Origin of the sequence: Dethiosulfatibacter aminovorans DSM 17477, assembly GCF_900142005.1 — a bacterium.
GTDB classification, from domain to species: Bacteria; Bacillota; Clostridia; order Tissierellales; family Dethiosulfatibacteraceae; genus Dethiosulfatibacter; species Dethiosulfatibacter aminovorans.
Genome location: NZ_FQZL01000016.1, coordinates 1 through 21,870, shown reverse-complemented (window position 1 = coordinate 21,870; position 21,870 = coordinate 1). Strand labels below are relative to the sequence as shown.

Genomic DNA, 21,870 nt, shown 5'->3' with positions numbered 1-21,870 from the left:
GATGGAAAATCTTACACCTACCAAAGCCAATCTGATAAAAGCAAAATCCATGCTAGAATTTTCACAAAAGGGATATGAACTGCTTGACAAAAAAAGGAATGTGCTGATCAGGGAAATGATGGACCTGATAGATGAAGTGAAGGAAATCCAGGTGGAGATTGACAGAATTTTCAAGGAAGCATATGAAGCCATGGTGTATGCCACGCTGACCATGGGTATGATAAACGTGGAGGAGATAGCACTGTCCATACCCAAGGATGAAAACATAAGCATACTTACCAAAAGTGTAATGGGCGTGGAGATTCCACTCATCAAGGATGAAACACCGGACATCCAGCCTTATTATGGATTTTACAGAACCAATTCCGCACTTGACATTACCGTAGTCAAGATGAATGAAGTTCAAAAGCTCCTTTACAGGCTGGCGGAAGTGGAAAACTCGGTTTTCAGACTTGCTGCGGAAATAAAGAAGACAAGCAAGAGGGCGAATGCCCTTGATAAAATCCAGATACCAAGATACAGGGAGGTGACAAAATATATTTCAGAGGTCCTGGAAGAAAAAGAAAGAGAAGACTTCTTCAGGTTGAAGAGAATTAAAGGACGATCTTCAGGCATATGATTATATTATTCATAGCATTGAATAGACATTTGACTTTACATGACAAAAAGCTTTTGATATGACATGCAGCTTGCAATATTAAAAAATTTTTGGAGGTCAAAATGAAAAAACTTGAAAAAAGTATTTTTGGAAATCTTGGACTATGGATTCTAATAGCCATGGTCCTGGGTATTGCTGCAGGAGCGGTGCTTAAAGAAAGGGTGTCTGTCATAGCACCGTTGGGTACACTTTTTGTAAGCCTTATTAAAATGGTTGTTATACCTCTTGTATTCTTTTCTATAATCAACGGAGCAGCAGCAATAGGAAAATCGCATTCGGCCGGGAAGGTGGGGATTGCCACTTTTGCATTCTACCTTGGCACTACTGCCTTCGCCGTAGTATTTGCACTTATTCTTGGAGAGGTTTTCCAGCCTGGCGTTGCCGAAGGGCTTGAAGGTTTCAAGGACATGTTCTCGGATGAATATGTAGCCAGAGGTGACGTACCGGGAATATGGGAAACGCTGATAGGAATAGTGCCTGTCAATCCAATCGAATCCCTTGTAACCGGAAACATACTTCAGATACTTTTCTTTGCAATGTTCTTTGGATTTGGAATCAATTCGCTGAAGGAAGACCAGAAAAAGCCTTTGATAAATATTATTGGAGGCGTCACAGATGCACTTGTATACATAATTCTAAAGGTAATGATAATTGCGCCTATTGGAGTATTTGCACTAATGGCAGACGTTGTCGGTACATTTGGCTGGGAAGTGCTTTTCAGTGTAGGAAAGCTCCTGGCCATTTACACCGTTGCACTGATTGTGCATACATTCGGATTCTACGGCCTGCTCATTAAGCTTTTCAGCAAGGTATCGGTAAGGAACTTCTATGCAAAGTTTGCAAAAGTACAGGCCTTTGCATTGTCTACAGCTTCTTCAATGGCAACTGTACCCCTGAACGAGGAAACATGTCAGGAAGACCTCGGTGTTTCAAAATCCACAACCTCCTTTGTAATCCCTTTGGGAGCTACAATTAACATGGACGGTAATGCGATATACTATGCTCTTGCAGCCTGTTTCTTTGCACAGTGGTTTGGAGTTGACCTTGGTGCATCGGAGTATATTGCAATAATACTTACAGCTACTGTCGGGTCGATCGGACAAGCGGGGGTTCCCGGTCCGTCACTGCTGGTTGTTGCCGTATTGATTGCTGCAAACATACCGGTAATAGGACTTCCCATACTCTTTGGCGTTGACAGGATATTCGATATGATGAGAACGGCAGTAAACGTAACAGGCGATGCTACATGTGCCGTAATTGTAGACCAGCTTGTTGACAAAGAAGCATAAAAACATATGAAAACAGGAAAGCATCTCGAGTTTTCGAGGTGCTTTTTCTATGGATTGGGATGCATTGATAAGGGTGATGTGTTATTATATATATTATTATAACAGCAGCTATAACAGGAGGAAAAATGGAATTCAGACCATGTATAGATCTTCACGAAGGAAAGGTGAAGCAGATAGTCGGAGGAAGCCTGAATGATTCAGGTGCTGAGGAGAATTTTGTTTCCCAGAGGGATGCAGGGTATTATGCAGAACTGTACAGGGAAGCAGGCCTGAGAGGCGGACATGTCATTGCCCTTGGCCCCGGAAATCAGGAACAGATAGAAAAAGCTCTTGCGGCTTATCCCGGAGGCCTTCAGGTTGGCGGAGGAATAAACGCCGACAATGCCAAGTGGTATATAGACAAGGGGGCATCCCATGTCATCGTAACATCCTTCATCTTCAAGGACGGGGAGTTTTTTCTTGAAAACCTGAAGGAGATAAGGAAGGTCATCAGGAAGGAAAATCTTGTAATCGACTTGAGCTGCAGGAAAAAGGACGGAAAGTATTATGTTGTCACAAACAGGTGGCAGAAATTCACCAACTTCGAGGTGAATGAGGAAAACATGGACTTCCTGTCGGAGTTCTGCGATGAGTTCCTCGTACATGCAGTGGATGTTGAAGGACTGAAAAGCGGAATAGACGAAGACCTCATAAAAAAGCTCAGCCGGTGGGTGAAGATACCATGCACCTATGCAGGAGGCATTTCATCCATTGAAGACGTGAAGCTCATAGAAAAGATGAGCGGCGGCAGGATGAACTACACCATAGGGAGCGCCCTCGACATATTCGGAGGAGACATTAAATTTGAGGATGTCATCAAACTATGATACAAGAAAACATGCCCCGGTTTTCCGGGGCATGCTTAATGGCTCAACTATTAAACTACAGTGCTTTCACACCAGTTTCGCCAGTTCTGATTCTCAAGGCTGACTCCACATTGTAAGTGAATATCTTGCCGTCTCCGATTTCACCGGTTCTAAGAACCTTGACAGCCGTATCTATAACAAGCTGGACGGGGACTTCGCAGACAATGGTTTCAAGTTTGACTTTCGGAAGAAGGTCGACAGTCATATCCACGCCTCTGTATTTCTGCTTGAAACCTTTCTGGTTCCCACAGCCCAATACTTCAAATACGTGCATGCCCCTTACTCCTATTCCGATTAATGCCTCTTTCAATTCATCAAGCTTGTCCACTCTTGTGATTATCTCGATTTTCGTCATTTTTTCTGGCATAAATACCTCCATACATTAATTTTATAAATATATCATTTAATACCATACAGGTAATAATTATTACTGGATCTAATGCAGCTTGATATATGCAGATATGCCGTGTTCTATGGCATCCAGGCCATGCACTTCTTCATGTTCGTGAACCTTCAATCCTATGGTTTTCTTTATGATTGTGAAGGTTATGTATGAAATGACAAAGGCCACCGAACATGCTATCGCCACTCCTGATATCTGCCTCAACAGCTGAGAGAAACCTCCTCCGAAGAACAGTCCTTCTGCACCTTCTGCAGTTGAAAACAGTCCAATGGCAATTGTGCCGAAGATACCGCACACTCCATGAACCGATATCGCTCCAACTGGATCGTCTATCTTCAGTTTCTGGTCTATGATTTCCACCGAATAAAGCATGAGTATACCGCTTATGAGACCTACGATTATTGCTCCGCAGAATGATATTACATTTGCACCGGCAGTGATGCCTACAAGACCTGCAAGAGCGCCGTTAAGAGTTAAGGCTGCATCAGGCTTTTCATATTTGACAGTACTCCATACAAGCGCACTGAGAGTAGCTGCTGCACCGCTTAACAATGTAGTGATGGCTGAATGGGCAGTAGCCGGCGAAGTAATGTCAAGGGTGCTTCCGGGATTGAATCCGAACCAGCCGAACCACAGTATCAGCACTCCCAGAGCACCTAGCGGAATATTGTGTCCGGGTATTGCGTGGGCAACCCCATTCTTGTACTTTCCTTTTCTTGCTCCGACGAGCCATGCGCCGGCAAGGGCTGAAACACCACCTACTGCATGTACCGCAGTTCCTCCTGCAAAGTCCATGAAATGGAGCTTCTCCGCAAGGAAGCCTCCACCCCAGATCCAGTGTCCTATGACGGGGTAGATCAACAGTGTAGCAACAAAACAGAAGATTATGTATGAAATGAACTTTGTCCTTTCAGCCATTGCACCTGACACTATTGTAGCACAGGTTGCCGCAAATATGGCCTGAAAGAAAAAGAACACTTCAAATGAAATTCCTGCCGTCTCGGCAGGTCTGTTTATAAGCATAAACATGTCCGTACCAAATAAACCTAAAAAATCATTGCCGTACATTATTCCGTAACCAATAAAATAATAGCACATAACGCCTACAGATACAGTAACAAAGTTCTTCATGATTATGTTTACTGCATTTTTTGCCTGGGTGAATCCGACTTCGACCATAGCAAAACCGGCATGCATGAGAAATACAAGCACGCTTGCTATTAACACCCACATGGAATTAATTATAAAATTATCCATATTTCCTCCTTCGATAGTATAATGTTACAATTATATGAAATTTATGAATGAATGTCAATACAGCAAATGTACACATTTCAACATGCCGGAGGATAAACGGTTTCCTGGAAGAGGTGGAAGGCGTAATAATTATGCATTTTACAAAGTTCACATAGAATTCAGATTCCATTCATTTAGAATCCACTTTTGTAGTAGATAATATAGCCATGGAAGACATAAAGGAGGAAAACAATGAACAAGAAAAATATCATAGCGATAGGATTGGCACTGATGCTGGCGGTATCTGCCGTAGGATGTACGACTGAAGAGGTGGAAACAGAAGAGGCGACAGTTGATCAAACTGTGGAAAATACGGAAGTGGATGAACAGACTCCGCCGGAGATAGGTGAAGTGCCTCAAGATGGAGACCGGATGCCGTCCGATGGAGCGCAAATGCCCACTGGCGGGAACCCAATGGCAGGAGGCATTGCTGCTGATACAACGCCTGTGGAAGGATCCCTTCTGGATACGGCAGACATGTTCACGGACAGGGACCTGGAGCAGACGGCAGACCTTGACGGTGCAGAATACATCAGTCTTGCAAGCGGAAGCGATGTGAATATAGTTGAAGAGGGAGTATACGTACTGAGTGGACAGGCGGAAGACGTCACCGTTGTAGTTGAAGTCGACGATGAAGCAAAGGTGCAGATAGTGCTTGACGGTGTAAGCATAACGAATGAAGACTCGCCGGCAATCTATGTAAAGTCCGGAGACAAGGTGTTTGTAACTACAACAGACAGCGACAACTATATGGAAGTTTCAGGTACCTATGAAGCTGATGGAGACACCAATCTCGATGCAGTTGTCTTTTCAAAATCGGACCTTGTGCTGAACGGTACAGGAAGGCTGGAAGTCGTTTCGGCTGAAGGTAATGGAATAACCTCAAAAGACGACCTTAAAATAACCGGTGGAGAATATGCAATAACTTCAAGTCTGGACGGTCTTGAGGCAAATGACTCCATAAGAATCTATGACGGGTACATAAGTATAGTTACTGACAAGGACGCCCTGCACAGTGAAAATGACGACGACGATGCTCTTGGATATATCTACATCCAGAACGGTACATTGAATATAACCGCTGCAGACGATGCGATAAGAGGTACAAGTGCAGTTCAGGTCGACGGTGGAACCATCAACATAGAGACGTGTACAGAAGGTATTGAAGGGACATATGTTCAGATAAACGGCGGAGAAATAGACATATACTCCACTGACGACGGCATAAATGCAGCAAGAAAGAGCACAGCCTACAGCGTAGTCATCGAAGTCAATGACGGGGATATAAATGTAACAATGGCATCTGGAGATACGGATGGATTTGATTCAAACGGAAGCATTTACTTAAACGGGGGAACAATCAACGTAAATACATCAGGATCATCCTATGATGCCGACGGCACAGTAGAATTGAACGGCGGCACTGTAATGGTAAATGGTGAAGTTGTAACGGAAATAACTCAGGAACAGATGGGTGGAAAAGGAAAGCATGGAAGGTAAAAAATAATACAAATCAAGTATTATTCAAGCTTAAATTAAGGTTTGACATGTATACTTGTATTGTATTCAAATAACATATGAATTTAACTAAATACCGATAGATTTAAACTCTCCTCCCCTTATTTTATTGTGAAAGGTCCGCAGACTGCAAAAGGTTTGTGGATTTTTTCTTTGTTTTTTGATTATTGTTGATGCTTATTCTCTAAAGTATTACAATCTAAAGTAGAAGAAATTAAATTGTAAGGAGGAGCCGTCATGATAAATATAATTGCATTCATGGGACCAAGCGCATCGGGAAAATCGACGCTGCGGGATTCCATGGAACTTGACAGGATTGTAACATTTACCAGCAGAAAAGCCAGGGAAGGTGAGAAAGACGGCGTTGATTATCATTTCATTTCCCGGGAAATAATTTTGGAGCTTTACGACAAAGGAAAGCTGCTGGAATTTACGGAATACAACGGCAACATTTACGCGACAGGCATAGAATCACTTACTGAAGTGATGGACAGCAAGGGCCTGGCCACAATAATAGTCGACAACAACGGTGCCGTGAAGCTTAAGGAGCTTCTCGTGGAAAGAGTTCTTGTCATTGGAGTGGTAGCTCCTTTTGAGGAATGTGAGGAAAGGATGATGGACAGAAATGAGTCTGATGTTTCAAGAAGACTTGCTTCATATGAAAGGGAAATAGAAGAGATAATCAAGACTTCAGACCTTATTATAAACAACTCAAGGGCTAACTGGAACAGTGCCAAAGATATCCTTGGATATTTGAAGAAGGGCTTGATTTGATATACAATTGAACCGTTTATATATCCAATAACACATGAATCAACTTAACTAGTGTTGTGAGATAAAACTAGGAGGTAGAAGATGATCAGGGAAATTATGCTTTTGGGTGATGAGAGGCTGTATCAGAAGAGTGTTGAATGCAGGAAAGAGGATTTGGATGAGATAAAGAAAGTAGCCGGAGATCTTCACGATACCATGATGGACTTCAGGGAAAAATATGGATCAGGAAGGGCCATAGCTGCACCGCAAATAGGGTATTTCAAGAGACTGATCTATATGAATACAGGTACGCCTACAATTATGATCAATCCTGTACTGGAATTCGAATCAGAAGAGAAAATGGAAGTCATGGATGACTGCATGTGCTTTCCAGGACTTCTGGTAAAGGTGCTGAGGTATAAGAGATGCAGGTTGGTGTATATGGATGAGAATTGGGAAAGGAAGACAATGGATCTGGAAGATGACTTGTCGGAACTCATACAGCACGAGTATGATCACCTTGATGGAATACTTGCAACAATGAGAGTCGTGGACAACAAATCGTTTTTCTATAAATGATACAAAATTTAGGTTGAATTTTGCGAGGTTTTGTGCAAAGAGTGGTTGAAATTCAAGGTTTGTGGGTATAGAATAGATAATGTAAGAAAATTCGTATACTAATGAATGAAACGGGGAAATGAATCATTAGTGCTTTGGGGGAAGTAGAATGGGTGAAAATATAATAGATAAGATGGAATTTCAATAGTGAACGCAGGTATCCTTAGGATAGCTGTGTTTTTGATTATTATAGTAATGTTTAGAAGGTAAGATATGGATTATAATCTCTGGTATGAACAAATAAGAAAAATAAAATTGATAGATCACATGGAGTAAAAGTGTATAAACACGTACTCCTATTAGCTATGCTCGAAAGAGGTCCTGATGAATGGTGGAAACCGGTGAAACCAGAAGAAGTTGCTCCTTATTTTTACAGATTTATGGTAGATAACGAAGATGTGAAGAATTTAGCCTTTGCGGATAAAGGGAAAGAAGATTTAAGGAAGAAATATGATGTAAAGAAAGTAGCATATTTAATTAGAGTTAATCCTATGAGATATTGGGGCAAGTTCAGTTGTTATCGTAATGGAGAATTCTGGTTTGAACTCTCAATTCCTTCACATAGAAGGGAAGAAGTGTATGAGAAAACTCGATTCGAATGTATAGCTCGTGTAGAAAAAGAATTAGACTTTAAAATTGATACTATGATTAATTTGAAAGATGAATACGAATATCGTTATGATGAATCGAAGAATATGTATATTTCTGAGAGTGAACGCGAAGGATATGTGAAACAGAGACTTACTCAGGGGAAATTTCGTAACAGGTTATTAGAACGTTTTGACGATTGCATTATTTGTGGAATTGAAAACAAGAATTTGTTGGTAGCATCACATATAAAGCCTTGGAAAAAGAGTAATAACAGTGAAAGAGTAGATGTAAACAATGGTTTATTATTATGCCCAAATCATGATAAGTTATTTGACAAGGGTTGGATTAGTTTTAATGGTGAAGGTTCTTTGATATTATCTCCAAAATTATCTGAGTATACAGATAATAAAAAGTTGATGATTGAATCGGGTATTTCATGTGAATTTTCTCATGAAAATTATCAGTATCTTAGTTACCATAGAAATGAAATATTCATGAAGTGAGGTCCCATGAAACCAATAGAAGTAGTAGCCGCCATAATAAAAAAAGACAACAAAATACTTTGCACCCAGCGCCCTGACAAAGGGGAAACTGCTCTGAAATGGGAATTCCCTGGCGGCAAGCTTGAAGATGGAGAAAGCAATGAAGAAGCATTGGTGCGTGAAATTAAAGAGGAACTTGAGATTGAAGTTAAGATTTGTAATTATCTCATGACTGTTAACCATCAATACAGTTCTTTTGATCTTGTTATGCACGGATATGTTTGCAAGGCTGCTGATGAAGAGATCGTATTAAATGAGCATGTAGATTCTTGTTGGCTTGATGTTGAAGAACTTGCCAGTCTTGACTGGGCTGAAGCAGATAAACCAATTGTAGAGAAATTGATGAAAAATAACTAGATTACTATTACTAATGATTAGTGCAATTAAATGCAAAAATCGAATATACGTTCTTGCTTTATTCGCAAATCTGGGTTATAATTGGTATATGATAATACCTGGAGGCATAAAATGAGCAAGAAAAAATTACATATAACCGTTGAAGATAATATTTATGATACAATTAGTGATTTGGCAGATCAGAAAAAGACATCAATACAGGAAATAGTGAATGAAACTTTATCTCAATATATAAGCAGGATCAATGAAGATTATGAAGATGATGATAGCAGATTTAAATTCATTGATCTTTTTGCTGGAATAGGTGGAATGAGAATAGCATTTGAATCAGTCGGAGGCAGATGTGTTTTTTCTTCTGAATGGGATAAATATAGTCAAAAAACATATTTTTCAAATCATGGGGATTTACCAGATGGAGACATTACTTTAATAGATGAAAGAACAGTTCCGAATCATGATATTCTAGTAGCAGGTTTCCCATGCCAACCCTTTTCGATTGCTGGAGTATCAAAGAAGAATAGTATGGGTCGAAATCATGGATTTATGGATAAAACACAAGGAACGTTGTTTTTTGACATTGTAAGAATACTTAATGAGAAAAGACCAAAAGCTTTTCTCCTTGAGAATGTAAAAAATCTAAAGTCGCACGATAAAGGAAATACATTTAAGATTATTTCTGAAACATTAAGGGAAATGAATTATGATATATCGTATGAAGTAATTGATGGTAAATCTTTTGTACCGCAGCATAGGGAGAGAATCTTTATTATTGGGTTTGATAAAGATTATTTTGGAAATGAAATTAATTATGTATTTCCAGATCTTCCTAGATCAAAAATTGTGCTATCCAATATTCTAGAAAAAAATGTTGATGATAAATACACTCTTTCCGATAAGCTCTGGAACTATTTGCAGAATTATGCAGCTAAGCATAAGGCTAAGGGTAATGGCTTCGGTTATGGTTTAGCAGACCTTAATGGTACAACAAGAACATTAAGTGCTAGATATTATAAAGACGGATCTGAGATATTAATACCACAAAAAAACAAGAATCCGAGAAGACTAACTCCAAGAGAATGTGCAAGATTACAAGGATTTCCAGAAAAATTTAAAATAGTTGTTTCAAATACTCAGGCATATAAACAATTTGGTAATTCTGTTGTTGTTCCATTGATTGCACATTTAGCTGAGAGTATTATAAATCATATAGATAAAATGGAGTACATAGAGGATGAGCGAGTTATTATTTAAAGCAATAAATTCTGTTAAGGATTCTGAAATTGCATTTTGTAAATTTCTATCAGCAAATGACACTGGTAGTACCGGTGCGCATCAGGCAGGGATTTATATACCTAAAAATTCATTTAGTATACTTTTTGATGAAGAAGGTAAAAAGGGTGAGAGGAAAGAGAATTACATTGATATTGAGTGGCAGGATGATTTTATAACAAAAAGCCGATTTGTTTATTACGGTGTGGGTACTAGAAATGAATATAGGATTACTAGATTTGGGAGAGGATTTCCTTTTCTGAAAGATGAATATTTAGGAGCTCTTTTTATATTATGTAAGAAAAATAAAGAAGAGTACTCCGCATATGTTTTAGAAACAGAAGAAGAGTATGAAGGTTTTTTTAGTGCTCTAGGAATGACATCAGTTGAAACAAATAAAATTATTGAATCAGGCTTTAATGATTATGAATTAAGAAATAGACTTTTTAATGACTATCTTAGAAAAATTGATGGAAATTTTCCTGTAACTATTGATGTCGCAGATAAGGCAAGGGAATTCTATTATGCTATTAATGGACATAATATTAGGCGTATTTCTGAACAGCCAGATAATGAAATAATTAAATGGTTAGACATAGAATATGAATTATTTAAGAGTATAGAATTGTATGTTTATTCTGATATATTGAAAACTCCATTTGATAGTGTTGAAAGCTTTATTCAAGTTGCAAATAGTGTACTGAATAGAAGAAAAAGCAGAGCTGGAAAATCTTTAGAACACCACTTGAAGAAAGTTTTTGAATATAATAGATTAAAGTTTACAGCACAAGCTAAGATAGAAGGAAGAAAAAGACCTGATTTTATTTTCCCGGGAGAACAGGAATATGTTAATGCCATGACAAATATTGAGATTGATAATTTAACGTTTCTAGGAGTAAAAACTACATGCAAAGACAGGTGGAGGCAAATATTAAATGAAGCAGATAAAATTGAAGAAAAACATTTATTTACTCTCCAACAAGGCATTTCAAAATCTCAATTAAAGGAAATGACTGATTATAAGGTGACTCTAGTTGTTCCAAAGGTTTATCATAATGCTTATCCAAAAGAGTATAGAAATGACTTGCTTGATCTAAAGACTTTTATTCGACTTGTAAAAGAAAAGCAAATGTGATTTACTTGATCTGTTTCTTCAAAAAACTGTCTAATATATTTTTTAAATTTTTATGATCAGGATCGGATTTGTTGAATATTTCGCATTCCCAGATTACTAAGACACTTATTCCCATTTCTTTTAATTTTTCAACATTCATTTTATCACGCATAATTGTTTTATTGAATTTGTCAGTCCAGAAAGCAGTTCTGGTTTTTGGGGTATAAGCTAGTTTACAATTTTCATGTCTGTGCCAGAAACATCCATGAACAAAGATAGCAGTATTATATTTTTTTAACCATATATCAGGTTTACCAGGTAGTGTTTTTTTATTTAAACTGAACCGATAACCCATTGAGTGTAAAATTTTTCTGACTTCAATTTCCGGTTTTGTATTTTTGCTTTTGATTTTTGACATATTTTTACTTCGAGCTTCTTTTGAAATTATATCCATTATTAACCTCAATGAAAGTGTTTAGATTTTAATAAATTGTATAATAAATATAATTATATTACTAGTAAAATATGGAAGGAAATATATGATTGAACGGTTTCTTTATGTGTATAAGAAAGAAGTTAGAAACTTACACATTACAATAATACGAGGATTAAACTGGTATGAATATTTGTTTTTTTTAGTTATTGGGATAGAATTAATGATTCCAATTTCTTCTTTTTTGCTAAAAAATAATTCTTTAACATTGATAACACACTATGCCAAGAAAGAAAACCGTGCCTGTCTAATAACTTACTAAACCTCCTTTGGAGTTTTTCGACTAACTCGAAAAACTCTTAACATTCTGTTTAGGCAATTATTTCATGAATATTTAGGGAAATCTATCCACTGTCTTATTGGACACTTACGTTACTTCAATTGTTCAAAGGAGTAGTTTCAGAAAATGGTGGACTACCAGAAGAGAAGATAAACGAACTTATGGATAACTTTATTAATGTTATCCCTTCGGTTTTTAAAAATAGACTTCAAATAGTCTGATTTTAGCTGAACTTTGACAACTGAATTAATGCCAGGTATTGAATTTTCAAGGTGTATAGACAAAATCTATGTGCGAAGTATGAGTAAATTAAAGCAACCATAGATATACATCAATATTTCAGTTAGTGAGTAAATATGGTATACTAAAATGGCCGAAATCAGTAGAGTTTAATTAATATCATAGTTTAAGGGTAATTGATATGTATTATATGCATAAGGTTTGGACTAGCTTATGATGAAGAAGTTTGTGTTTGCCCTTTGGGGAGATGATTTCGGGGAAATGCTGGTTACTTACCGTGACTTATCATGCCTTAGGACTATATCTGGGATGTTGATAGAGAGAATAAGCGTTGAAACGACCTATAGGTCGTTTCTTGCTCTGATCATTTTTGGTACCATTTATGTTAAAGAATTAGAAAAAATAAAGGAGTTGCAGTTATGTCAGGATATCAAGTAACACTTCTTGGGATACCAAGTGTTTTCAATAAGGGTGAGGTTGTTCATTTTCCATATCGCAAAGCGGAAGGAATTTTTTATTATCTTTGTGTAGAGAAAAAAACCAACCGAGATGAACTTATTTCAGTTTTCTGGGGTTCTTGCGACGAAGCTACCGGGCGTAAAAACCTGCGACAAGCCATTTTTCAGATTAGGCGCTGCATGGGAAAGGATGTTATTCTGCAACATGGGAAAAATGATCTTAAGCTAAATTTAAAATCCGAGATACGTACAGATTGGGACGTATCTGATGTTGAGTTTTCTTTCTACAAAGAGAGGTTTTTGGATTTTTTTTATGTAAAAAACTGCCAAGACTTTGAAGAGTGGGTAGAAAACAAAAGGCAAATCCAGATTTCTAGGAATCTGGAATATATTAAAACACAGTTGAAAGATCCTTCAGTATGCCGAGCATCCAAATTGCGCCGTCTGATTGATACATGGAAGTATTGGAAACCTTGGGATGAGGATATGGTACTGACTGGTATGAGGTGTTATGCACAAGTGGAGCAATATGATTTGGGAATCCAATTATACCATGATTATGCAAAATGTCTGCGCACTTGTTTGGATGAAAAACCTTCCCATGCGGTAGAATTACTGTTTAGAACGTTGTTCCATCGAAAAAAAGTATCTCTAAGACGAAAGAAGAATCACAATGACCATTTCTTCGGGCGGCTAAAGGAGCTTCAATATATTGATGAACAAATTTTTTGGTTTTTAAGTAATGAACCATCTAAGTCGATAATCATTGAAGGCGAAGTAGGTGTCGGTAAGAGTGCTCTTATGAAGCAGATTTTTGAAATGAACCGTGATATGGGCGTATTGGAACTTGTCTCACATTGTTACAGTGCAGAATCGAAAGTTCCCTTGAGAGCGTGGCGAGATTGTTTCAATCAGTTGGAGGATCTTCTTAATACAAGAAAGATCAGTCTCACCGAAAGCAGTACAAAGGTGATTCCGCTTGTACAGATGGGGGTGGTGTCAGAGAATACGGAAACGGTTTGTGGGGGAAACGAGGAGCATTTCAGCTATATAGAACTGGAGAATGAAATTTTGAATCTTATGAAGGAGCTTGCTGGACAGTGGAAGATTATTTTATATATAGACAGTTTGCACTGGATGGATACTTTCAGTCGGCGGCTTTTGCAGAGAATTATGATAGAGCTTGGCAACCGTCAGATTTTTATGGTAGCGACCTGCCGTATCAGTGAGGCGCAGGACATTCGGGGCCTTCTGGTTGCGTTGAATGAACGACATATTACGACAACTCTTCCTCTTTTGTGTTTCACGGATAAAGAAACAGAAGAAATTATGAAGGATGTATTGAGGGACCGACGGGATGTTGGGATCAATGCCCATGAAATATTCCTGCGCACGGATGGTAATCCGCTGGTACTTATGGATACGCTGAATATGATTCGTCAAGAAGGGTGGAAGGAAGGCAGCCCACTACCAAGGATTAACATGTTGATTCAGCTGCAACTGGAAAAACTCACAAAAAAGCAAAGAAAGGTATTGGATGCTTTGTCAATTCATCTGAAACATGCGGATTTGGAAGATTTGGAACTGCTGGTAGAAATGGATCGTATGGAACTAATCGAAGTGCTGGAACGGCTGGTACTGAACCGTTTTGTGACGGAGCAGATATTGCGCGATAATATTATTTACAAATTCAGACACCAGTTTTATAAAGACTACGTCTATCAGCACCTTTCTATGGGAAAAAGAAGACTTTGGCATCATGCTGTTGCTGAATTCTATGAAAAGCAGAAGGATGGGGAAAGGTGGCAGGTATTGCTTCCGTTTACGGTACGGCATTATGAATACGGTGGTGATGTGGAAAGAGCAAATGTTTTGAGGAACTGTCAAAATGACATATGACATAATAGATATCTTGCGTATTTTGCAAGGGCACAGTAAGAAACTTTCATTAAATTGGTGTTTTCGATTTCAATGAGAAGCTATCTAGACTACAGATTTTCAATTTTGGAAATCTGTAGTCTGTTTTTTTAAAAAAAATTCATAAAAACATGGCAAATATTAACGCAATTTTAACGGCATGGGGTTATTATTGAAGAATAGCTGCTGAAACTTGGCGGCTGGAGAAAAATACAATAATTATAATAAAGAAGGAGTGAAGAAGAAATGATTTATGAAGAAAAGCGGATGATGGAAGTCATCGACAGCAACAGAGAAAAAACTCACATGATTGCCAAGAAAATATGGGAATTCAAGGAAGTTGGATGGGAAGAGTTTCGTTCTTCGGTGCTGATTATGGATGCGCTGGAAAAGGAAGGCTTTCAGGTACAAAGAGGTTTGGTGGGAAAGCATCCCAAGTTTGACCATGAAATTGATATGCCAACAGCATTTAAGGCTGTATACGAAGGTAAAGAGGATGGCCCGACTATTGGTTTCATGCTTGAGTATGATGCTTTGCCTAATGGCCACGCTTGCGGCCATAACCTGATTGCTTCTGCCGGATTTGCGGCTGCGCTGGGACTTAAAGAAGTGTTTCAAACAAAGGGATCGGTCATCGTATATGGAACTCCCGCAGAAGAACTAGAAGGCTCCAAGCATTATATTTTGGAAGGCGGATACATGGATGAAGTGGATATTATGATTACCAGCCATTATGGCGCAGACTGGGGTTCCGAAGTGACTGGAAAAGCTATTGTTTGGCCTACGCATGATAATTGGTTGACCTTTAAGGGCAAATCATCCCATGCTTCATCTTCTCCGGAAAAGGGACGAAGTGCCTTGGATGCGGTTATTCTTACAACTTTAGGTTTGGAGTTTTTAAGAGAACATATGCTGGAAACTAACCGGATCCACTATATCATCTCAAAGGGTGGAACAGCAGCTAATTCCGTTCCGGATCTTGCAACGCTTAATGTAGAGCTGAGGACAAATGATTCCGCTGAACTGAATGCATTGATGAAGAGGGTTGATAACACCATTAAGGGTGCTGAGTTGATGACGGACACAACTGCTATATATAAGTGGGATGCGCCTTGGTATTCAGCTACACCAGTTCCCAGTCTTTATCAACTAACGGCAAATTACGCTACAGATCTTGGTATAGATAAAACTAGATTTACCTTTGGTAATTTACCGAAGGCGTCTTCCGATCTGGGATGTGTAGCTTATAAGATTCCTACAGTTGAAATAACGTTCCCTATTGTGGAAGATAACGAACCGACGCCAGTTGGACATGCTGACGAAACGGCTGAACTGACGAGTAATGAGTATCCTATTGATCAGAGTATTTTGGCAGGCAAGCTTATGGCGCTTACGGGTTACAGAATCGGATCAAATCTCGAGGAACTTGAAAGAATCAAGTCTGAGTTCGCTAGGAATTATACAGAATAATTTAATGGTTCAGCATTGTGCGATGTGGGCCGTTACAGTATCTGTCAAATCAGCGTTTGAAGCGTTGGTTTGACTAGAAGAAAGGAGTAAAAATGAAGGAAAAACTAACATCTACGAAAAATTTAAAAAGAGTTTTGGGATTTTGGGATCTCATGGCAATAGCTGCCGGATCTATCATTGGTTCAGGCATCATGTCGCTGACGGGATGGGGCATCGAACGTACAGGACGATCAGTTTTTATAGCTTTTTTAATCGGTGGTTTAATTATACTGTTGGCAAGATCTCCGCAGATCTTCCTGAACTCGGTTGCAAGATACAGAGGTGGTGACTATACGATGGTTGGTACTTTTTTGGGACCAAGATGGACAGGAACCTACTCCATGATTTCTCTGCTTACTAGCGTTACGCTGTCCATGTATGCGCTTTCCTTTGCTGATTATGCAATGCCCTTTTTACCCAGTTTCACAAGAAATGCCATCGCACTTGGCATATTGACAATTCTGTTTGTAATTAACGTTTTTGGTGTCAATATCTTTGCGAAGATACAAAATCTGGCTGTGGCGCTGCTAGTTATATCCCTGACAATCTTTACGGTTGTTGGCTTAACGAAGTTGGAGCCAAATTACTTTGAGCAGGCCAGCTGGATGACCGGTGGCTTCTATGGTCTGTGGAGAGCGAGCGTTCTTATGAGCTATACTTGTGATGGTGCGCAGTATATAACTGCATTGAGTGGAGAAGCGAAGAACCCTACAAAAGATATTCCTAGAGTCATGCTAATTTCAACGCTTGGTATCGCAGTTTTTTATGGGCTTATGGGCATCGTTGCCGCCGGCGTTCTACCTGTTGAGCAGGTCGCAGGTAAACCCTTGACACTTGTTGCGGAAACCATTCTTTCCAAACCACTGTATTATATCTTTGTTATCGGAGGCGCATGGATGGCACTATTGACGACTCTAAACAGTGCTATTGCTACCTGCACGAAGCCGTTGATGCAGGCCTGTAGTGATGGCTGGTATCCCCGATCTCTCGCAAGACTGCATCCGAAGTTCAGAACGCCCATTATTCTGCTGGGCATCTACTATGTCATTGGCTTTGTGCCTATAATGACGAATATTGACATAGGTGTAATCGGCGATATTACCATTACAGTCGGTTCTATTACTAAGGCTATGATTGTTTTGTGTTTGCTGAGACTTCCTAAGGTACTGCCTGAGGCTTGGAAAAAGTCGGATTTCTATATCAGTAATACTATGCTGATGGTAATAGTATTACTTGATTTAGGTGTAATAGTGTTCTCAGGAATCACGTCTGCCATTGAATTGCCTATACCTTTGCTGTTGGCAAATCTGGCGGTTGTAGCCTTTGCATTCATTTTCGGTGGTGTGAGATATAAGAGCGGCAAGGTCAATGTGGAAGTCAGTTACGAGCTGCCGGATTCTGAAACATTAAGTGTTAATTCTACTGCACATACAAAGCATTAAAAGACTGGATTCTTAATTACCACTAATCTACTTGTCTTGCATGTGGTGCTTGGCAGTGTAACTATAAACCATCGATTCATTTTGAATTAAGTATGAGTATTAATAGATATAGGTGCGAGCTGCGAAATCAGCGTAGCTGATTTCCCCTAGCGGGTGGAAGAAATTCTGCAAGCTTTGGTAAGCTGATAAAATACAGCAGGAAACCTGCTGAGGTAAGGTCTAGCCAACCGCCTCGTACCGAGTCCTTGGAACCGAAGTGGTGACATTAGGTTTAAGCGTAGGACAGGGAGCAACCGAGCCGAAACGCAAGTGAAGTGATAGAGCTGGGAAATGATTATCTAGAGGGATTAGGTCGATGCGCTCGTATACGTAGCAGACAATACTGTTTGAATCGATATGGCAATGAGTCAAATGGCTACCCCCGATCGGAGAGCTTGGCGAGGTTGATGACAAGTAGTTTATCGGAACAGCTGAGGTCCTGTCATATCCTTGGGAACGAGGTATGGAACCCAAAACAAAGAAATGCGCCAGGGAACCAAATGTATGGCAGGAAGTCCGATTCGCTCATAGTACCGTAGAAACCTGTGAAAGCAGATGGAGGGAAGGGGTGGACACTTTGGTGTTTCAGATAATTAACATAACATGAAGACAAATTGGAGAGCTGAGAAACATGTTGAATGAATTGTTTGGAATACAGTTTAATATTGCAAAAGCAGACAGAACCGACGGAAAGGTGCAGAATCTGGCATTCTACATCAATATCGACACGCTGAGGTCAGCCCATAAGCAAATGAGCAGGAACAAGGCATATGGTGTCGATAAGGTTAACAAGGATGAATACGAAGCCAATCTGGAGGAAAACCTGGAAAATCTTGTTAGAAGAATGAAAAGCGGAAGTTACAAGCCGAAACCGTCAAGACGAGTCTACATACCGAAAGATGGAAAGAACAAGAAAAGGCCACTGGGGATATCTAGTTACGAGGATAAACTGGTGGAATATGTCGTTGCGCAGATACTGACGCAAATTTATGAACCCAAATTCTATGACTCGAGTTTTGGATTCAGGCCGAACCGCAACTGTCACCAGGCAGTGAAGGAAGTAATTGAGGATGTTCAGTTCAGAAAGACGAATTATGTAGTTGAAGCTGACATAAAATCATTCTTTGACACAGTAGACCATGAATGGATGGTGAAGTTTCTGGAACATGATATAGCGGACAGGAAGTTTCTTGGAATTATCAAGAGATTCTTGAAAGTGGAGAATATGTATTGAAAAAAACTTAAACGAAGTTATTTCTTTAAATCATGATTATATAAAACATGATTTAAAGTGAATGCGGCTATTTTTGGAAATGGCCGCATTTGTTTTAATTGGTTATTTCTCAAGCAAAAAGTCGATTGCGTTAACTACTTTAATGCCGTCAAGATCATCGAATATCACCTTGTCCATGGTGATAATGAATTTGGGGTAGTTGTCTCGAATTGCTTTCAGAGGTTTGATTTCCCTTTCCCTTGTTGATTCGTCATGTATGGTCAATGATACCTGGACATATATTTTTTCGCTTTGCTTGACTGCCAGGAAGTCAACTTCAAGGTCGCCTACTTTTCCTATTGAAACATCATAGCCTCTGCGAATCAATTCAAGATAAATAATGTTTTCGAGGACATGACCCTCATCTGTGTTTCGAGGTCCTGCCAGCATGTTTCTGACACCTGAGTCCACAATATAATACTTCTCCAGGGTCTTTAAAAATAGTTTCCCTTTCAAGTCATACCTGCTCGCCTTATAGATTATGTAGCTGCTTTCAATCATTCGCAGATAGTTGTCTATGGTGTCGCTTGATACTTTTCTTCCAGAACTTGTGAGGTAGTTGCTTATTTTTCTTGTTGAGACTATGCTGCCCACATTGGCTGCAAGAAAACGTATCAGATTTTCCAGAAGTGTCGGGTCCCTAACCTGGTTTCTTTGTATTATGTCCTTCATAACAACCGTATTATAAATACCGGTTAGCAGGTCACCGGCAAATTCTTCCTGATTGCCGAAGACAGCAAGGGAAGGGAATCCGCCATATTTCATGAATTCTTCAAATCTGTTTTCTATTGAGTTTCTGTTATCATCAAGACTTGCATGGCAAAAATCAAGATATTCCTTAAATGACAAGGGAAGCATTTTGATTTCGACGTACCTTCCTGATATGAGAGTAGAGAGCTCTGATGACAGCAAATATGAGTTGGAGCCGGTTATATAGATGTCGACATTGTGATCTACCATCAATCCATTGATGCATTTTTCCCACCTGTCAATCAGTTGTATTTCATCTAATAGGATATAATGTTTTTCAGATGAGGTCCCTATGGTTGCGGCTATCTTTTGATATAGTTCTCTGTAATCATTTATTTCATTAAACAACATGGATTCAAAATTCATATGAATTATATGCTGATCATCAACCTGAATGTCTTTCAGATAGTCTTTGAACAGCAAAAGCAATGAAGATTTTCCACATCTTCTTACTCCTGTGATAACCTTGATCAAAGGTTTGTCTTTCCAGTTTATTAGTTTGTTAAGGTATTGGGCTCGAGTAATCATTATTAATACCTCCTTGCTATAATTATACTTGATATAAACAAAAAATCAATAAGTTTGACTAGTATAATCGACAAATTTCTAAAAAATATATGTTTGCATGGTATAATTTAAAAGCTCTTAGTGCCGGGAACATGAGTATTACTTATTGGAACAAAGACTATATTTGAGACTCAATGTAGGGAATTGCAAAAATGGAAGTAAATAACGTAAAAAACATTGAAAATTTTATAGAAAAAGGAATTGAAAATAAAGGGGATTACAAATGACGGTTTGATCTATTATACGGAAGACCATTATGAGTCTTTTGTGAAAATGATTTTCGATTAAAAATAATTGTAGCTTTTTAACAGTTAATGGTATATACTTAAGCGAGTAAGTATGAATCCGTAAGTAAGAGAATATGAATTGTTTTAAATGATTCCATTTTTTAAACTAAATCTGAGAAGAACGCATTCGGTGCGTTCTTTATTTTATTATCGGGAAACAAAGGAGAAAATTTATTGTTATTTGAGAATTTGAACATAATTGAGCCTATTCAAATGGCTCTGTCAACAGAAGGATATAAGAAACCCACGCCTATACAGGCAAAGGCCATACCGTCATTGCTGGAAGGCAGGGATCTGCTGGGATGTGCCCAGACAGGTACGGGAAAAACTGCAGCATTTGCAATACCTGTTTTACAAGGAGTTGCAGGGGAAAAAAGAGGCAACAAGGGAAAAAGACAGATCAGGTCATTGATTCTGGCACCGACCAGGGAGCTTGCCATTCAGATAGGCAAGAGCTTTGAAGCTTATAGCAGGTATATGGATGTCAGGACACTGGTTATATACGGAGGTGTGTCGCAGCATCCCCAGACAAAGGCATTGAAGGGAGGAGTGGATATTCTTGTGGCGACACCGGGAAGGCTCCTTGATCTGATGAATCAGAAATATGTGAGTCTTAAGCAAACCAGGTATTTTGTCCTGGATGAAGCTGACATGATGCTTGACATGGGAATGATTCACGATGTAAGAAGGATAATCAAGCATGTACCGACAGTGAGACAGACTATGTTCTTTTCTGCAACCATGCCTGATGAAATCGAGAAGCTTGCCAATTCAATACTCAGGAACCCAATGAAGGTGGAGATAACACCCGTATCGTCCACTGTTGAAATAATAGAGCAGGCTGTTTACAGGGTCGACAAAAGGGATAAGACGAAGCTTTTGATCCACCTTTTGAAAAACAGTGACATGGATTCTGTCCTTGTCTTTTCCAGAACCAAGCATGGTGCCAACAAGATTGTGACTTTACTTGAAAAAGCCGGATTGAAAGCTCTGGCCATCCACGGCAACAAGTCTCAGAATGCAAGACAGCAAGCCTTGAAGGAATTCAAGGATAGGAAGATAAGAATACTTGTTGCAACAGATATTGCTGCAAGGGGCATTGACATCAGTGAATTGTCCCATGTAATAAACTATGATCTGCCTGAAGTAGCTGAAACCTACGTCCACAGGATAGGGCGTACGGGACGTGCCGGACAGGGAGGGGTTGCTATTTCCTTCTGTGACAATGAGGAAAGGAAACTGCTTGCTGACATTCAGAAGCTGATTTCCAAATCGATTGCTGTTGTAAAGGACCATCCGTTT

Annotated in this window: 19 protein-coding genes; 15 read left to right on the top strand and 4 right to left on the bottom strand. The window is 39.2% G+C overall.

Going from position 1 to position 21,870, the window contains the following annotated elements:
* Position 1 precedes the first annotated feature (1 nt).
* The 3 genes from BUB05_RS11030 to hisA all read left to right on the top strand — a co-directional run bounded on the left by BUB05_RS11030 (position 2) and on the right by hisA (position 2,813).
* Complete coding sequence (locus BUB05_RS11030) at positions 2–619, top strand: V-type ATP synthase subunit D (protein WP_073049674.1); 618 nt, start codon at positions 2–4, stop codon at positions 617–619.
* A gap of 101 nt (positions 620–720) precedes the next feature.
* Positions 721–1,947 (top strand): dicarboxylate/amino acid:cation symporter, encoded by a 1,227-nt coding sequence (locus BUB05_RS11025; RefSeq protein WP_175548555.1) that lies wholly within the window; start codon positions 721–723, stop codon positions 1,945–1,947.
* A gap of 125 nt (positions 1,948–2,072) precedes the next feature.
* Entirely contained in the window at positions 2,073–2,813 is a 741-nt protein-coding gene (gene hisA / locus BUB05_RS11020; protein ID WP_073049672.1) for a phosphoribosylformimino-5-aminoimidazole carboxamide ribotide isomerase, read from the top strand.
* A 55-nt stretch (positions 2,814–2,868) separates the two neighbouring features.
* Here the strand turns inward: hisA and BUB05_RS11015 are convergent, their stop codons facing one another.
* Both BUB05_RS11015 and BUB05_RS11010 read right to left on the bottom strand, forming a co-directional pair.
* A complete protein-coding gene (locus tag BUB05_RS11015; protein ID WP_073049671.1) occupies positions 2,869–3,219 on the bottom strand; it encodes a P-II family nitrogen regulator in 351 nt (116 codons plus the stop codon).
* Positions 3,220–3,288: 69 nt separating this feature from the next.
* The gene (locus BUB05_RS11010) at positions 3,289–4,512 is read right to left on the bottom strand and encodes an ammonium transporter (protein ID WP_073049670.1); all 1,224 of its coding nucleotides are present in this window, start codon (positions 4,510–4,512) and stop codon (positions 3,289–3,291) included.
* Positions 4,513–4,743: 231 nt separating this feature from the next.
* Here BUB05_RS11010 and BUB05_RS11005 point away from each other — a divergent pair, with 231 nt between their 5' ends.
* The 7 genes from BUB05_RS11005 to BUB05_RS10975 all read left to right on the top strand — a co-directional run bounded on the left by BUB05_RS11005 (position 4,744) and on the right by BUB05_RS10975 (position 11,334).
* Positions 4,744–6,051 carry a carbohydrate-binding domain-containing protein gene (locus BUB05_RS11005; RefSeq protein WP_073049669.1) on the top strand — a complete coding sequence of 436 codons (1,308 nt, stop codon included), beginning with the start codon at positions 4,744–4,746 and terminating at the stop codon, positions 6,049–6,051.
* 255 nt (positions 6,052–6,306) lie between these two features.
* Entirely contained in the window at positions 6,307–6,843 is a 537-nt protein-coding gene (locus tag BUB05_RS11000) for a guanylate kinase (protein WP_073049668.1), read from the top strand.
* A gap of 81 nt (positions 6,844–6,924) precedes the next feature.
* Positions 6,925–7,401: a peptide deformylase gene (locus BUB05_RS10995; RefSeq protein WP_073049667.1), complete on the top strand. Its 477-nt coding sequence runs from the start codon at positions 6,925–6,927 to the stop codon at positions 7,399–7,401.
* A 380-nt stretch (positions 7,402–7,781) separates the two neighbouring features.
* Positions 7,782–8,534 carry an HNH endonuclease gene (locus tag BUB05_RS10990; protein WP_175548554.1) on the top strand — a complete coding sequence of 251 codons (753 nt, stop codon included), beginning with the start codon at positions 7,782–7,784 and terminating at the stop codon, positions 8,532–8,534.
* 6 nt (positions 8,535–8,540) lie between these two features.
* Positions 8,541–8,930, top strand: coding sequence for a (deoxy)nucleoside triphosphate pyrophosphohydrolase (locus tag BUB05_RS10985; protein WP_073049665.1), 390 nt, complete (start codon positions 8,541–8,543; stop codon positions 8,928–8,930).
* 111 nt (positions 8,931–9,041) lie between these two features.
* Entirely contained in the window at positions 9,042–10,181 is a 1,140-nt protein-coding gene (dcm, locus tag BUB05_RS10980) for a DNA (cytosine-5-)-methyltransferase (RefSeq protein WP_073049664.1), read from the top strand.
* The gene (locus BUB05_RS10975; RefSeq protein ID WP_073049663.1) at positions 10,162–11,334 is read left to right on the top strand and encodes a type II restriction endonuclease; all 1,173 of its coding nucleotides are present in this window, start codon (positions 10,162–10,164) and stop codon (positions 11,332–11,334) included. Before dcm ends, BUB05_RS10975 begins: the two co-directional genes overlap by 20 nt.
* Position 11,335: 1 nt before the next feature.
* Here BUB05_RS10975 and BUB05_RS10970 read toward each other — a convergent pair whose 3' ends face one another.
* The gene (locus tag BUB05_RS10970; protein ID WP_073049662.1) at positions 11,336–11,767 is read right to left on the bottom strand and encodes a very short patch repair endonuclease; all 432 of its coding nucleotides are present in this window, start codon (positions 11,765–11,767) and stop codon (positions 11,336–11,338) included.
* 978 nt (positions 11,768–12,745) lie between these two features.
* Between BUB05_RS10970 and BUB05_RS10960 the strand changes: the two genes are divergently transcribed.
* The 4 genes from BUB05_RS10960 to BUB05_RS10945 all read left to right on the top strand — a co-directional run bounded on the left by BUB05_RS10960 (position 12,746) and on the right by BUB05_RS10945 (position 18,925).
* Positions 12,746–14,683, top strand: coding sequence for an ATP-binding protein (locus BUB05_RS10960; RefSeq protein ID WP_073049660.1), 1,938 nt, complete (start codon positions 12,746–12,748; stop codon positions 14,681–14,683).
* A 264-nt stretch (positions 14,684–14,947) separates the two neighbouring features.
* The gene (locus BUB05_RS10955; RefSeq protein ID WP_073049659.1) at positions 14,948–16,171 is read left to right on the top strand and encodes an amidohydrolase; all 1,224 of its coding nucleotides are present in this window, start codon (positions 14,948–14,950) and stop codon (positions 16,169–16,171) included.
* Positions 16,172–16,263: 92 nt separating this feature from the next.
* Entirely contained in the window at positions 16,264–17,652 is a 1,389-nt protein-coding gene (locus BUB05_RS10950) for an APC family permease (RefSeq protein WP_073049658.1), read from the top strand.
* A 670-nt stretch (positions 17,653–18,322) separates the two neighbouring features.
* On the top strand, positions 18,323–18,925 hold the full coding sequence (locus tag BUB05_RS10945; protein WP_094762873.1) for a reverse transcriptase domain-containing protein: 603 nt from the start codon (positions 18,323–18,325) through the stop codon (positions 18,923–18,925).
* A gap of 102 nt (positions 18,926–19,027) precedes the next feature.
* On the opposite strand, the gene BUB05_RS10940 is transcribed toward BUB05_RS10945, so the two are convergent.
* A complete protein-coding gene (locus BUB05_RS10940) occupies positions 19,028–20,242 on the bottom strand; it encodes an ATP-binding protein (protein ID WP_073049657.1) in 1,215 nt (404 codons plus the stop codon).
* Between the two features lie 500 nt (positions 20,243–20,742).
* Here BUB05_RS10940 and BUB05_RS10935 point away from each other — a divergent pair.
* Positions 20,743–21,870, top strand: a 1,128-nt coding sequence (locus BUB05_RS10935) for a DEAD/DEAH box helicase (RefSeq protein WP_073049656.1), incomplete at its 3' end; no start/stop codon positions are given.